At 42.3% G+C, this 13,889-nt stretch carries 9 protein-coding genes; 2 read left to right on the top strand and 7 right to left on the bottom strand.

Going from position 1 to position 13,889, the window contains the following annotated elements:
* Positions 1-58: 58 nt before the first annotated feature.
* Positions 59-676 (bottom strand): homoserine/homoserine lactone efflux protein, encoded by a 618-nt coding sequence (gene rhtB, locus ELZ11_RS19020; protein ID WP_137358958.1) that lies wholly within the window; start codon positions 674-676, stop codon positions 59-61.
* 147 nt (positions 677-823) lie between these two features.
* Here rhtB and ELZ11_RS19015 point away from each other — a divergent pair, with 147 nt between their 5' ends.
* On the top strand, positions 824-1,288 hold the full coding sequence (locus ELZ11_RS19015; RefSeq protein WP_137358957.1) for an Lrp/AsnC family transcriptional regulator: 465 nt from the start codon (positions 824-826) through the stop codon (positions 1,286-1,288).
* A gap of 524 nt (positions 1,289-1,812) precedes the next feature.
* Here the strand turns inward: ELZ11_RS19015 and ELZ11_RS19010 are convergent.
* On the bottom strand, positions 1,813-2,868 hold the full coding sequence (locus tag ELZ11_RS19010; RefSeq protein ID WP_137358956.1) for an alcohol dehydrogenase family protein: 1,056 nt from the start codon (positions 2,866-2,868) through the stop codon (positions 1,813-1,815).
* Between the two features lie 3 nt (positions 2,869-2,871).
* The gene (locus tag ELZ11_RS19005; RefSeq protein ID WP_137358955.1) at positions 2,872-3,387 is read right to left on the bottom strand and encodes a TetR/AcrR family transcriptional regulator; all 516 of its coding nucleotides are present in this window, start codon (positions 3,385-3,387) and stop codon (positions 2,872-2,874) included.
* Between the two features lie 339 nt (positions 3,388-3,726).
* Between ELZ11_RS19005 and ELZ11_RS19000 the strand changes: the two genes are divergently transcribed.
* A complete protein-coding gene (locus tag ELZ11_RS19000) occupies positions 3,727-5,280 on the top strand; it encodes a methyl-accepting chemotaxis protein (RefSeq protein ID WP_137358954.1) in 1,554 nt (517 codons plus the stop codon).
* A gap of 168 nt (positions 5,281-5,448) precedes the next feature.
* Here the strand turns inward: ELZ11_RS19000 and ELZ11_RS18995 are convergent, their stop codons facing one another.
* From ELZ11_RS18995 to ELZ11_RS18980, 4 genes are all read right to left on the bottom strand, one after another.
* Positions 5,449-7,062 carry a mechanosensitive ion channel family protein gene (locus tag ELZ11_RS18995; protein ID WP_137358953.1) on the bottom strand — a complete coding sequence of 538 codons (1,614 nt, stop codon included), beginning with the start codon at positions 7,060-7,062 and terminating at the stop codon, positions 5,449-5,451.
* A gap of 134 nt (positions 7,063-7,196) precedes the next feature.
* On the bottom strand, positions 7,197-8,183 hold the full coding sequence (locus ELZ11_RS18990; protein WP_137358952.1) for an efflux RND transporter periplasmic adaptor subunit: 987 nt from the start codon (positions 8,181-8,183) through the stop codon (positions 7,197-7,199).
* Positions 8,183-8,614: a hypothetical protein gene (locus tag ELZ11_RS18985; RefSeq protein WP_137358951.1), complete on the bottom strand. Its 432-nt coding sequence runs from the start codon at positions 8,612-8,614 to the stop codon at positions 8,183-8,185. Before ELZ11_RS18985 ends, ELZ11_RS18990 begins: the two co-directional genes overlap by 1 nt.
* A gap of 330 nt (positions 8,615-8,944) precedes the next feature.
* The gene (locus tag ELZ11_RS18980; RefSeq protein WP_137358950.1) at positions 8,945-13,885 is read right to left on the bottom strand and encodes an ATP-binding protein; all 4,941 of its coding nucleotides are present in this window, start codon (positions 13,883-13,885) and stop codon (positions 8,945-8,947) included.
* Positions 13,886-13,889 lie beyond the last annotated feature (4 nt).

Raw genomic sequence — 13,889 nt, 5'->3', positions numbered from 1 at the left:
AACTAAGAGAATCGCAGTGTGTTCAGGTAAAAAACGCCACTGCGAAGTTACTGTAGTTCTAACTTTTGCTCGCCATAACCGCTGCGGCTGCGACGAACAAACCGCCAAATACACGGTTCTGAATCACTTGGGACTTTCTGTTTTGCATATGTTTTTTCAGCTGAGCAGCTAAACTGGCGTAACCTAGCATCACAATGATGTCAGCGACAATCAAAGTACACCCCATCACTATGTACTGCAAAGAACCGGTTGGATCATCCGCACTTAAGAACTGAGGAAAAAGGGCCAACAAAAATACGGTCGCCTTAGGGTTCGTTAAGTTAACTAGTGCCGCTGTCCAAAACTTCTTGTTAGCAGATTCATTCGAGGCAAGCGGCGCGTCCATATCTAATACGGCTTGCGACCATTTTTGGTAGCCTAACCACACTAAATATGCCACTCCGAGCCATTTCACTACTTCAAACACTAGGCTCGACTTGGCCAAAAAAGTATCGATGCCAATACACACTAACGCTATTTGGATCCCATAGCCTAACTGTAAGCCTAATATCGAAGGCAATGCACCTTTCACCCCATTTTGTACCCCACTGCTCATAGTATTCACAGCGCCAGCACCTGGCGAAATTGAAATCAATAGCGCAGCTGATGCGAAACCTAGCCATAGGTATAAATCCATATTAAGTGTTCCTCTCTCATTACATCTTGTTCTTGACCATTTATGTTACTGATTAGCTCTGAAATTGCCTTTTCATTTACCATTGAAAAAGCTCAATTTATAAAATAATCTTTCTTCTTAACCTTAATTTCTGAAAGAAAGCTGCTAATGAAAGCCATAGATAAGACTGATATTGCAATAATGGAAAAATTGCAAAAGGATGGACGTTTAACGAACGCGAAATTAGCGACAGAATTGTCGATGAGTGAGACGCCCTGTTGGAGGCGCTTAAAACGTTTAGAAGAAGAAGGTTATATAGAGAGTTACCAAGCCAATCTGAATAGGAAAAAGCTAGGGCTGGGCGTTATGGCTTTTGTTCATCTCACTTGCACGCAGCATGATGAGAAAACCACTAAACGATTTGAAGACACTGTGCTGTCCTCCGACAATGTGCTGTCTTGCTACAACACTACGGGAGATGCTGACTTTATGCTTCAGGTTGTCGCCAAGGACCTTGATGACTACAGCGCTTTTGTTGAAAAAGTTTTACGTAAATTGCCCGGAGTCTCTGCCATTAGTTCAAACATCACATTAAGGGAAATGAAAGCGTCAAATCGCTTACCCATTACCTAATCAATAATGCCTCCCACAGCATGCTAGGATTCACGAAAGCTTTAGCGCGAAGCTTTCGTAACAAATCGCCTTAGCAACACTAATCACCCGATAGGCGTCAGTTTCTGCTTAGGTAAGCTGCATGACCCTAGGTTATTCTTAAAGAAGACGACCGATACTCATTCCCCCTTGGTCGCTTCCAAAGCATTGATTGAGCGACACAGCGAACTAAAATTAAAAAATAACAGCTCAGTATCGGGTGATCGACCTTCGGACACAAATCAACGTGATTAGAGATGGATTGGATACTCAGCAATCGATGTTTCTAACTTAAGCGTATTGCTTAAAGGGCTCGAACTCACAGATCCTACCCGAGTTTTATATTTCGACAATAATTACTGCTATCTACGCATATATCCACATAACAAACACACCATGCCTGTTGAAGCGCTTGTCCTAGCTGTTCAGGGTTATTGGTCAACCTCCCGCTCTCTTGAGCATTTGCAGTTAGACGCCCACTGATTTACGGCGAGGAGAAATGATTTTTAATGACTAGCCGATACTTCTAGAACTATTTTTCCAACGTGCGACTTCTGAAGAAAGAAGTCTTGTGCTTGATCAATTTGTTGTAATGGAAATGTTCTAGCCACCAAGGGTTTGATCCTGCCGGTTTCTATACATGACACTAAATTCTGAAACACTTGAGGTTCTATTACAGTACAGCCAAAGAAACTTAAGTCCTTCAAATAAAGAGTTCTTACATCAAGCTCGACCATTGCACCACCAATAGCGCCCGATACAGCATAGCGCCCCCTTGGCTTCAACAAGGTTAAAAAGTTAGACCACTGTTCGCCAGCTACCAAGTCGATTACGACATCTATGCTGCTTTCACCAAGCTCTTGAAGGATATCAACGCCCCGAAAAACAACCTTGTCTGCACCAATTTCCAATAATTGCTGGGCTTTGCTCGGGCTAGTTATTGCAATGACATTAGCGCCTCTTACTTTCGCTAGTTGAATCGCGGCTGAGCCTACGCCTCCTGATGCTCCTGAAATTAAAACACGATCTTTATTTGAGACCTGTCCTCTAGTCAGCATATTTTCAGCCGTAGAATATGAACATGGAAACGATGCGAGTTCGACATCGGATAAACCACTCGAAATAGAATAAGCGTGTCGTGCTGCTACAACCGTAAATTCAGCAAAACCGCCGTTACATTCAGATCCGAAATACCAAGGTTTCGACAACATTTTGCCCCCGGCCTCATGTAAACATGGTTCGATGAGCACTCGTTCACCAATTCTATTCTCAGCTACCCCGTCACCCACGGCGACAATAGACCCACATACATCCGCACCTTGTACTAAGGGAAGTGATAGCGCATTACCTGACCAACTTGCATCATCACTTGAGCCATCGTTTTTTGAATACCAACCTATTCGTGTATTAATGTCAGTATTGTTCACACCAGCAGCATGAACACGAATAACAACTTCATTGGCTGCTGGACTCGGTACTTCCAGCTCTTCGCTATACACTTGTTGTTCATATCCACCGTGGCCAATTAGTTGAACGCCTTTCATCTTTAGTGGTGTTACCATCGATTAATCTCCTTTCAGTAAATGGGTTAATGCATTCGTCGCTGAGTGAATCGCCTGCTCCCCAAATACTAGCCATGCGCTTGACGCACCTTCATGTAACAAAAACAATTCATTGGCTAAATCTTCCCTACCAGACATTCGACCGAGGAAATTTCGCACTTCTTCCTTATGTAACTTAACGGCTTGATTAATTAAGGGGTTGTCTGGAAAGGCGGCAATCGCATTCATTGACATACAACCAAATGGAGCGAATTCTTTCATCCATTTTTCAAGACGTTCAAATATATGAACAGCAGCATTCAGCCCCTCCATTTCTGATTCACATTCCAAAAAGGTCAAATACCTTCTGTGACGAAACTCTAACGCCCCCACAATCATCGCTTCTTTGGACGGGTAATGTTTATATAAAGTACGCAAGCTCACATTACATTCCGTTTTTAACTTCGCGACACTTGGCTCGGCAAATCCATAGCGGCTAAAAGCCACTTCTAAACTTTGTGCTATTTGATCTTTCAACATATACAAACCATAAGTAGAACGTTCACTCTACCTACAAGGTAGAATGAACGCTCTACATGTGTCAATAAAAATCGACATCACAAGTAACACTGAAATTGCTACCACAAATGTAAATCCATACGAGTCAAATCACATATAAACATTCTCAAAAGTAATACAAAGCTCAAAATTCATTGATTTTAATCAAGTTTTCTCTTGTTGAACTTCAATCGATAAAATAGTGTAAGCAAACGTTTCCATCATGGGTAAAGCCATTAAGAGCCCTCCCCCAATATAAGAGAAACGCCATTCCAATTACGTTGTGCTGTTGATTTATTGAATTAGTTTTGGAATACATAAATGAAAATAAAAACATCCCTAATTAGTCTTGCTTGCTTGTCTATCATCTCACTGCTAGTCGTTGTTTCTCTGACTGAAATCGTTAATCTTCGATTAATTAAACTGGAAAAAACACTTATCCAGGTTAAGTCTCTTGAAGTCTCCATGTTAGATCTCAACCGTATTGAGTTAGAGTTTTTACATAGCCACGACCAATCTTCAAAAACCACATTTTCAAAGGAGTTCGCTCACTTTCAATCGTTAATGGAAACGTTCAAAGTTCAGCTCATCGAGTCCGAAATTGTAGTACCAGAACTCAATAAGTTAGCGCATGAAGTCGAGCAATATAATGCTGACTTTAAGCTGATGCTGGCTGAAGTAGAAAGTAACCCGAAACATGTTTTAGCGTTAAAGAAAGAAATGGAAACCTTGTTCAAGGACATCATTTCCATTTTCGTTTCGGTAGAACATCAGTTGGATAATGAGATTGAGGGTATACAAAGTGATATTACGGTTTTCATAATAACTTCCGTATTAGTAGTAACGGCAATGCTACTCGCTTTCTCTTATAAGGTTTCATCGCGAATTTCCAATAAGATTGCTTGCCTAAATCGCTCGATGCTGTCTGTATCCGAAAATCGTGACTTCACAATCGAAGCGAACGGCAGTGGAAAAGACGAAATAGCCGACATCGCTCAAGCGTTCAATGTCGTGTTAGGCGACATACGAAAACTTGTAGGACAGGTTCAAGGTACGGCTCATGAACTCGGAAACATTTCTGGGCAATTGCAGCAAGATGGTATTCAAGTTGAAAGTGCGTTACATAAGCAGCAGCAACAAACGGAAAGTATTGCCGCAGCAATCAACCAAATGGGGGAAAGCATTCATAATGTGGCGCTAAACAGTGAGAAAGCTTCTTCTAACGCAAAAACCAGTTTTGATACTGCTAATGAAGGGCTTAGTGATGTCGAATTTACGCGCGACACCATCAACACTCTGTCGAAAGATCTGATTAATGCGAGTGAAGAAGTAAATCACCTTTCCGTTTTATCTGAAAAAATCACCACGGTTCTTGAAGTGATTAGAGAGATAGCCGAGCAAACTAACCTACTAGCATTAAATGCTGCGATTGAAGCTGCGCGTGCTGGAGAACAAGGTCGCGGCTTTGCCGTGGTTGCTGATGAAGTTCGTACTCTCGCAGGTCGAACTCAAATCTCGACGGAAGAAATTTCAAACATCATTCAAGGCGTTCAGAATCAGACTCAGACAGTAGTCGATACGATGCAAAAATGTTGTGAGAAAGGCGATGAAAGTGTGGAGTCGTGCAAGCAAGCGCATTCGCGAATCACTTCCGTTATTCAAGATATGGAAACCATTCTTAACAATAGCATAGAGGTCACCGCATCGATGGAAGAACAAAGCTCAGTGTCTTCTGAGATCGCCAATAATGTCGACGACATTAAGCACTTAACCCTGACTAATGTTGATGGCGCTTCGAAGAATGCAAACTCAGCGGCTTCGGTAGTTGATCAAAGTGAAGTACTGAAAAACGCTGTATTAGACCTGAAGGTATAAAAATTACATTTAGTGACACTGTGACTTACTGTAGTTATCAAAGGCTAAGCAGTTAAGGTGAAAAGCGACGAGAGCGCTTGGTGAACGGAGTTATATTGCGTTGCTAACAATAAAAAAGCAGTGTTAGGCAAACACCTAAACACTGCTTTTTACTCTTGTGAAGACTAATTATTCCTTCACTTGGTGAGTATATAAATGAACATCGCGTTGTGGGAACGGAATAGAAACGCCCTCTTCGTCCAAACGCTTCTTCACTTTTTCAGTTACATCCCAATACACATCCCAATAATCATCAGTCTTCACCCATGGGCGAACAATGAAATCAACCGACGATTCATTAAGAGTATGCAAGCGCACCATTGCTTCAGGCTCTTTTAGAACACGCTCATCACTTAATAGAATGTCATTAAAAATGCCTTTTGCTTTGTCGATATCATCGGCATAACCGATGCCAAACACCATATCTACGCGTCGAATACGCTCAGCAGTAATGTTGTTGATGACATCACCCCAGATTTTGTTATTTGGGATAACTAGTCTCTGGTTATCAATCGTTTGTACAGTTGTGGAAACCAAACTCATGTTCTTAACTGTACCTTGAATTCCGGCAACTTTTACCATGTCTCCTACATCATAAGGACGGTAGATAAGAATCATCAAACCCGATGCAAAATTAGATAACGTATCTTGCAAAGCAAAACCAATGATCACACCGGCAACACCGAAACCCGTTAGCAGCGGTGCCAATTCGATACCAATTTGAGATAACGCCACCAACAAGCCAATGAAAATAACCGCTTTCGAAGCGACAGACACAAAGAAGTCCTGCATCAGTACACTAAAATCCATCTTCGAGTGTTTAACGCTGCGTTTCACCCCTTTGCTGACTACTTTAGAAAAAGCTTTCGTTGCGTACAAAATCGCAAGGAACAAACATAACTTTAGGAACATTGAAGGCGTGTTTTCAAATGCCCACGCTTTAAATGACATCAACCATTCTTCGAATAAACCAAGCGCTACATCAACATCGAGTACATCGGTATTGATGTCTCCTGTCGTTGCTAATAGGAGTTGTTTGTAGTCAGTACCATCAACTCCAAGGCTCTCCATTAAACTCACCGACGATTGCAAGCTAATTACTGTCATTGCAATGCGTTCAGTGAAGCGAATGATGTCGTTAGTCAGTGTCGCTTTCTCTGTTTCACTTACATAAGCCAAGCGTCGCTCAACATCTTTTTTCTGTGAATCAACGTATAAGATCGCATTAGAAAGAAATTCAGCACGCTTCACCAACGCCACTTTTAACTTTGCTTCAACTTTCGCAACATCGAGCCCTAACTGCTTAGCAAGAGCAATAGTATCAACCAACTGCTCATAATAGGTGTCCATGATACCGATACGTTTTTGAACCGCGAGTTCAAACTGAATCTTATCTTCACCCTTAGCGTCCCTCGCCTGTTTGGCTGCATCATTAATATTGCTATTGCTTAAATCAATGAGTGAGTCGACTAAGGTCAGTTGATCCATAACGACTTTTTGAATGCGTTTATCGTCAGGTGCAGCCGCCATTTCTAGTTGTAACTGCTCTCTCAACGCTTCGTTTTTTCTTCGTAGCACATCCTCTAAAAAAGAGCGTTCGCTATCATGAGCAACGGACAGTTGCACAAACTCTTCAGTCAGGCGCTCTTGATTTGACACCAATTTATCAATGCCAGCATGAGCACTAAGTGAGATACACAGTAACAGTAGACTGCTCAAAAAAAGCTTAAGTTTAGAATGCATAGTTAACCCATAAGTGATTAGTATTTAAGTAAAAAGTAGCAGAGAATAAGCAAGTCATTGCTATGCTTTTAATAAGTGCTATTAAGATCACTTATTGACTCGCAAACTCTCTGCTAAGCACTTTCAATTTAGATTTAGAATGCGCCCAAAAAGCTCTTCATTGCTTTTAATCTTAAGGTTGCCGCACCTAACATATCGATAGGCCCTAATAGCGAGAATGGCTTTTCAGTGGCTATCCACGCTGAGCCGCGCGCACCAATAGGAATTTCAATACCTTCGGGGTCAGTAAACTCGATCAATACTGTACGACCAATATTCTTTGAGTTGGTCATCAACTGCTGTGCAACACCTGGTTCTTGGCTTAAATGGCTGCCTCTTGCTTCCCCTGTCGCGAGTGCCGTTGAGTGAACTCGCCCTCTGAAAATATGGCCTGGGTAAGCATCTACATAAAACTCTGCAAACTGACCTGGTTTGATCCGATTCCATAATTGATCAGGAATACGCATCTCCAGAATTTTGTTTTCGGTATTCCAAATTTGTAGGTTACCAACGCGAGAACCTTCCGCAGTGTCTAAGCGTGTAATCGCACCATCAAATGGGGCCCTAATTTCTAACAGGCTTAACTCGTATTGCGCTTGTTTTAGTTGTGCTTGCAAAGACTCGATATCAAAGTTCAAACCAGCGATATCACTCTCTAGTTTGTCGATATCACGTTGAGCCACCGACTTTTTTAACTGCTGTAGACGAAGCAGATCAGACTCACTTTGCGCCAACTGGGCACTTTTACTGCCGATTTCAGCTTCTAACTGGTCAACGGTATTTTCTTGCTCTTCGCTCACTAAGGTATAAAGCAGCTGACCTTCTTTTACTCTTTCATTATGGCTTACATAATATTTATCAATCGACTCAGTGACTGGGCTCAATATTGCAGACTGCGCTCTTACTACTGACGAGTCAGTTAGGTCGACAGGCGAGTAGAATCGATGGCCAAAAAACACCGCAACATTCATGACAATGCCAATTACTGCCATCGTGGTTAAGCTTGTCGCGGTTTTCTTTACAATGCCCGTTTTTAGCAATAACCAGCAAATAAATAAGTATGGATACAGTAGTTCTTTCATTAGCGAGTTAACCTCTTGATGGCTTGTGACAATTTGTCCCAGTCAATGACTACAATGATGATTGCTGCAATCCATAGCCAGCTATACATAAACCCAAGCATACATAGCCAGAACACCAATTTAGGCTGACCCGTATGAGCAGAGTGCTTTTTCGGCAGAGAGTGAAGCACCCAATATCCCCATATCAATAACGCTATTGAAATAACGGTCATCATGGTGAGAGCACCGATAAACACAGGCGTATCCAACAATTTCGGTTTGAGTACCGATGTCGTTGTCCAGTAAGAATCTGGAAGTTCGGTATGATGAACGACAAAAGCCGAGCTTAGTGCAAACGAGCCCGCGACCAATAATAGGAGTGTGAACAACACTATGAATTTGACTTTGTGCTTGGTGAAGAAAGATACGCTTTCTATCGGTTGAGTTTCCACCTTCAGTTGACCTCTTCAATGCGTTAAGTAACTGAGACGATGTTATTATTTGTGGTGTTCAGGAACTTGCCATTTTGCGCCAACACGATAGAAAATGACTTTCGAATAGAGTAGCTAGCACTCGAACGATTCACCGTTTCCAGCTTTGTAATACCAAATACGAATGCAGTCCCTCACCTAATTAACAAGTCTTAAGGTTTATCCCCTTCTCCAGTTCAGGTCGCCCTGCTAGTCGTGTTAGTTATTAGCTGTGCGCAAATGCTGTCGGCCTAAAACAAAAAAGCCCACTGAATGCGGGCTTAAGAAATTCCTTTTAAAAGTATCGGTTGATTAGCTGTCGTTTGCGCCCAACCATGAATTTAACGCTTCTAACGCCGCATCGAATTCGTATTCTTCAAGCTGGGACATAACGCTTTCAAGCGAGTGTTGCGAGTCAGGGAATAGTTCCATCAGACGCATCACTTCTGCTCTTGCATCCACATCATAGCTTTCTATCAGAGTAATCAGATGCTCGACTTGTTTCCGTTCTATTGGTTCGCTGGCTAGTGCATTATCTTCAATCGGATCGCTGTCTTTTATTCCTTTTTGAGTAGAGCTAACCAATTTATGTTCACTACGATAGCGCTCTATCTGTGCATGCAGTAATTCTAACGCTTTGCTTAATTCCGTTAGGCGCTGCTCGACATCAGACTGCTGCCCCACCTGCTCAAAATAGTTCTCTAGATCACCAAAGGCTTCACTGACTTTACTGGCACCAATAGCAGCGGAAGTGCTTTTTAAAGTATGAGAGTAACGTACCAACTCTGAAGCATCGCCTTCTTGAAGCAACCGACGATATTCGTTTGCTATCGTATCAATCTGCTTATCAAATCTATGTATCAACTTGTCGAGTAACGCTTCATCTTGATTACAGTAAGTGAGGCCAAGTTGAACATCGAGTACAGCCGACTTAAGCTTTCTGTCAACATGAGTTCGTGATGAACCCAAATCTACCACCTTATCCGTTCGTGCTATCCATTTATCCAGCACACCTGCTAGCTTCTCAATAATCACAGGTTTTTCTACAAAATCGTCTACACCTCTCTCACTGGCGCGTTCTTTTACGTCTCCGAGTACATTGGCAGACATCGCAATAATCGGAGTACCATTACCCGACTCGCGTAGCCTTTGCGACGCTTCAAAACCGTCCATCACTGGCATTTGTAAGTCCATTAAAATGACATCGTAGGCTTTGTCTTTCGCTTTTTCTAACGCCTCTAACCCGTTATTCGCAATCTCTACCTTGGTATTAAACTTATCTAAGAAAGCCATCGCCAATTCTTGGTTGGTCACGTTATCTTCCACCAGCAAAATATCAGCTTGTTGGAAATCAACATCTAACGTCCGGTGCAGTCCACTGTGATTAGTGTCTAACTGCTCGTCACTTAATGGGAAGTCTAACTCCACATTAAAACAACTGCCTTGTCCAAGTTCGCTCGTTACGGTAATCACACCTCCCATCGCATGAACCAGCTTTTGACTAATGTTAAGCCCTAATCCTGTCCCCCCATACTTGCGAGTCGTAGAAGCGTCGGCTTGAGAAAATGCTTCAAACAAATGATGTAATTGCTCTTCGCTAATCCCTATGCCGGTATCACACACATTGAAACTTAATCGCGCTTGCTGATCACTTAAGCTAACGACTGAAACGTGCAGGCTGACTGAACCTTGCTGGGTAAATTTAACCGCGTTCCCCAACAAATTAAGTAAAATTTGGAACAGACGTACCGAATCCCCAACAATCGCTGTCGGAACGTCATTGGAAGTGGTCAGAGAAAGATCCAATGACTTTTCATTGGCTTTGATTGCCACAACATCTTGTAACTCCTCAATGACATGAGTCAGCAAAAACGGCACATGTTCTATGTTCAACTTACCCGCTTCGATTTTAGAAAAGTCCAAAATATCGTTGATAATGCTTAATAGCGATTCAGCGGACCGATGCACTTTTTTAACGTAGTTTGCGGCTTCACGACTTTGTTGCTCTTGCATTGCGAGGTACGACATACCAAGTATCGCATTCATTGGCGTGCGAATTTCATGGCTCATATTTGCGAGGAAATCTGATTTGGCTTGGTTTGCCGAATCGGCGTCTAGCATGGCTTGCTCTAACTGAATATTCAGCGCTTTTTGCTCTGAAATATCATAAGCCCAAAACAACGTAGCAAAGTGATCTTGATGCTCAATACGGTAGTAACTGGTCAGGGCCGTAAAAATTTTGCCATCTGACTTTCTCAATTCTAGCTCTTTGTTCACCACCCTTTCATTGGAAATCATTTCCTGATAGATCTCTTCGCGAACCGCAGGATCTGGGTAAATCGATTCCACGTTGAGATCTTCGACATACTCTTTATCCAGCTTGAACAGTTCTAGCGCACGTTCATTGGTGTATATCACCCGCTCATCTTGGATAATTGCAGCAGCGATAGGTGAAGCTTTCAGCACACCAAACATTTGCTCTTGTAGGTGCTCGGCCTCAGCACGGGCTTTCTTAGTGTGCTCCACTTGCGCTTTCAGTCGACGATTCCAAACAGCACTGATCAAAATAAACAACACTGAAAAGCCAATCACAGTGTAGATCAGTTGATAGTTGGTTTTATCGATGTATTTCGGTGCAGTCCATTTCTTAACGATATCGTTTTTATCTTGCTGAGGAATCGATTCGATTGCCTTATCAAGAATGTTGTGGAGTATTGGTTCGGTACGTAATACATGAAAAGTTGGCGTCACTTTATAGTCTGAGCGACCCACCACTCGCATTGTCCGTAGGTTGTTCACATTAATCAGATAATTAAGAACATGGATCGTATCCAGCATGGCATCGAGATCGTTATTTTCGACCAAATCAAGCCCTTGCATGGTGTTGTCTACTAGCACCCAATCCACTTGGGGGTAGCTCGTCATGATGGCTTCAGTATTTGATGCTCCCTTTAAAATACCAACTTTCCAGTCAACTAAGTCGGCAATCACTAGACCACTAATGTCTGATTTTGAACCTATCGCCAAAGAATTCGAAACCAACCCTACGCTAGGCTCGTAATCAATTAGGAACGATTGATTTTCTAGCGCTGCAGAGATCATAGAAACCTCACGTTGTGCACCTAATTCCACCGTTTCATCCCAGTTACTCACTAACTGAGGTTCAAATTTCAAACCAGTTTTAGATTCGATCAGCTTAAGAAAATCAGCCAGCACGCCGACATATTTCCCACTGTCATTAAACGCTTCATAAGGTAACGCTTTTGGGTCTACCCCAACTTTTTGAATCGGGTTGGCTTTGATCCACTCGATCTCACTTGGGGTAAGGTTAAGTATCTGTCCAGTTAAGTCATTCGCCTGATAAATTTTGGTCACATAGCTCAGTTCATTGTCACTCAGCGCACTGAACAAACTTAAAGAAGGCAAGTAAGCGTATCCATTATCTGTAGTGTGTGAATCAAAATAGAATTTCACCTTACCGACGGTCAGAGGCCCACTTTCAGTCAGGTAAACACTGTCCTTCAATACGCTCACAAACTGAGACGTATCGAAATACGCATCCGACACGAATCCTTGAGAGGTCGAAAGAACGCTATAGAGCTTACGTTCTTGCTTCTCATCGTAAATTTCAATTGCAGCAATATCCTGAGACAAATCGAATATCTGAAACAGATTATCCAACCCATCAATATTGTTTGAATAGAGGTAATAGGCGACCAACTGAGCTAGGATGTCGGTGCGCCTGAGCTGCGGTCGGTAATCAGACTCAATATGCTCATCGAAAAACTTTCTAAGCTTCTGTCCATTGGCGTTGATGTCTTTAATCGAAGCATTGAATTTGTCTCTTAAGATCTCATCCCTAAATTCCATATAGATAGGAAACATTTGACTGAATTCTCTATGGATGTGAATCGCACTTCGATCTAATGAACTTTCGTGTTCTAGAAACCATTCCAAAACGCGCTTTTCAACAACAACGACATCAACACCATTGTTAACTAGAGCTTCAAAGCTGTCTTTTAATGAAGAGAAATCCATACTGACTTTTGGTGTCACCATTTCGCTAAACGCTTCAAACGCCTTGCGACTCGGTGACGCGCCATCTTGCAATATAGAACCTACCGCTAACTCGCCTTGAATACCCATAGCGGACAAATCAATCTCTCTTGCTTGCAGTGTTATCGCGACATATTCGATTTCCAAAATCGGATCGGAATATAGCCTGCCATCATCCTGAACTAAGGTGGTGAGTCCAGAATTAAACTCCAAGCTAGAATCACTGTTAAAAATACTTTCTCTAGTCGAAATCGGTGCTCGCTTTATCTCACCAAGCTGATAGCCCATGTTGTTAAACACTTTCTGAAGAAATGAATATTCAAGGCCTAGTGTTGGAGAGTCTGCATACATGTAAGGTGGATTACCATAATCGAAAGCACCATCTACTTTCATTCGATATGGGTTGTCTTTGAGCCAGAAGCTCAAGATATGATTTTGAGTCGCATAGCTCAGTTCAGCCAGCGCCTTATTCATAATGCTATTTAGCGTCGCAGAATGTTGAGAGATCGCTAAGCTAGCTTGTGGCTGTGTCCAGCCTTGAATCGAGCTGTTTGGTTTCAGGTTATCAAAACGAAGCTTTTCAGCCAGATCCATTGCTGCAACAATCTCGGTTATCACACCAAACACTTTTCCTTTCGATACTGCCGTTATCGCCGCTTTATCTGTCGCAAACTCAATTGTTTTCACTCTTGGGTAATGACTTTTAAACCATTTCGTCATTTCCGCCCCTTTGACGACCCCAATGGTTTTGTCTCTAAGTTGAGTCACGTTCACAACTTTGGTTTCTGACGAGCGAGTAATGAGTTGTCTCTGGTAAGGCAAAAATGGCGTTGAATAAAGAAGTTCTGAAAATTCAGGATTAAACGGAAAACTAAGTGGATAAATATCTGCTTGGCCGTTCTGCAGCATCATTTTGGCTTGGTGTGTGTTTTTCACTAGTTCGTAATCCACACCTACCCCTGCTAATGCGGTCAATTCATCCATAAACTCCGGAATGATGCCATCGATCTCCCCCTTTGAGTTGATGAACATATAAGGGTATTTATCCCCCCTCACCAAGACCGATATCTTTTGATTACTCTCCATCCAATCTTGTTCAGACTGAGTGAAATCTATCGACGTTTTGGCATAAAGAGAGACAGAAAACATAAAGCTAATCGCGAACACGATTAGCGGCTGGATAATAGCGTTACGCATAGCG

This window comes from Vibrio profundi (assembly GCF_005281835.1).
GTDB classification, from domain to species: Bacteria; Pseudomonadota; Gammaproteobacteria; order Enterobacterales; family Vibrionaceae; genus Vibrio; species Vibrio profundi.
Note: the sequence above shows the minus strand (reverse complement) of the source record. Positions and strands in the feature narration are given on the sequence as shown.

What these genes read in the sequence shown, in the direction of transcription:
- ELZ11_RS19010 (WP_137358956.1), bottom strand. Translation starts at nt 2,868, where the DNA reads ATGGTAACACCACTAAAGATGAAAGGCGTTCAACTAATTGGCCACGGT.
- ELZ11_RS18995 (WP_137358953.1), bottom strand. Translation starts at nt 7,062, where the DNA reads ATGCATTCTAAACTTAAGCTTTTTTTGAGCAGTCTACTGTTACTGTGT.
- ELZ11_RS19015 (WP_137358957.1), top strand. Translation starts at nt 824, where the DNA reads ATGAAAGCCATAGATAAGACTGATATTGCAATAATGGAAAAATTGCAA.
- rhtB (WP_137358958.1), bottom strand. Translation starts at nt 676, where the DNA reads ATGGATTTATACCTATGGCTAGGTTTCGCATCAGCTGCGCTATTGATT.
- ELZ11_RS18990 (WP_137358952.1), bottom strand. Translation starts at nt 8,183, where the DNA reads ATGAAAGAACTACTGTATCCATACTTATTTATTTGCTGGTTATTGCTA.
- ELZ11_RS19005 (WP_137358955.1), bottom strand. Translation starts at nt 3,387, where the DNA reads ATGTTGAAAGATCAAATAGCACAAAGTTTAGAAGTGGCTTTTAGCCGC.
- ELZ11_RS18980 (WP_137358950.1), bottom strand. Translation starts at nt 13,885, where the DNA reads ATGCGTAACGCTATTATCCAGCCGCTAATCGTGTTCGCGATTAGCTTT.
- ELZ11_RS19000 (WP_137358954.1), top strand. Translation starts at nt 3,727, where the DNA reads ATGAAAATAAAAACATCCCTAATTAGTCTTGCTTGCTTGTCTATCATC.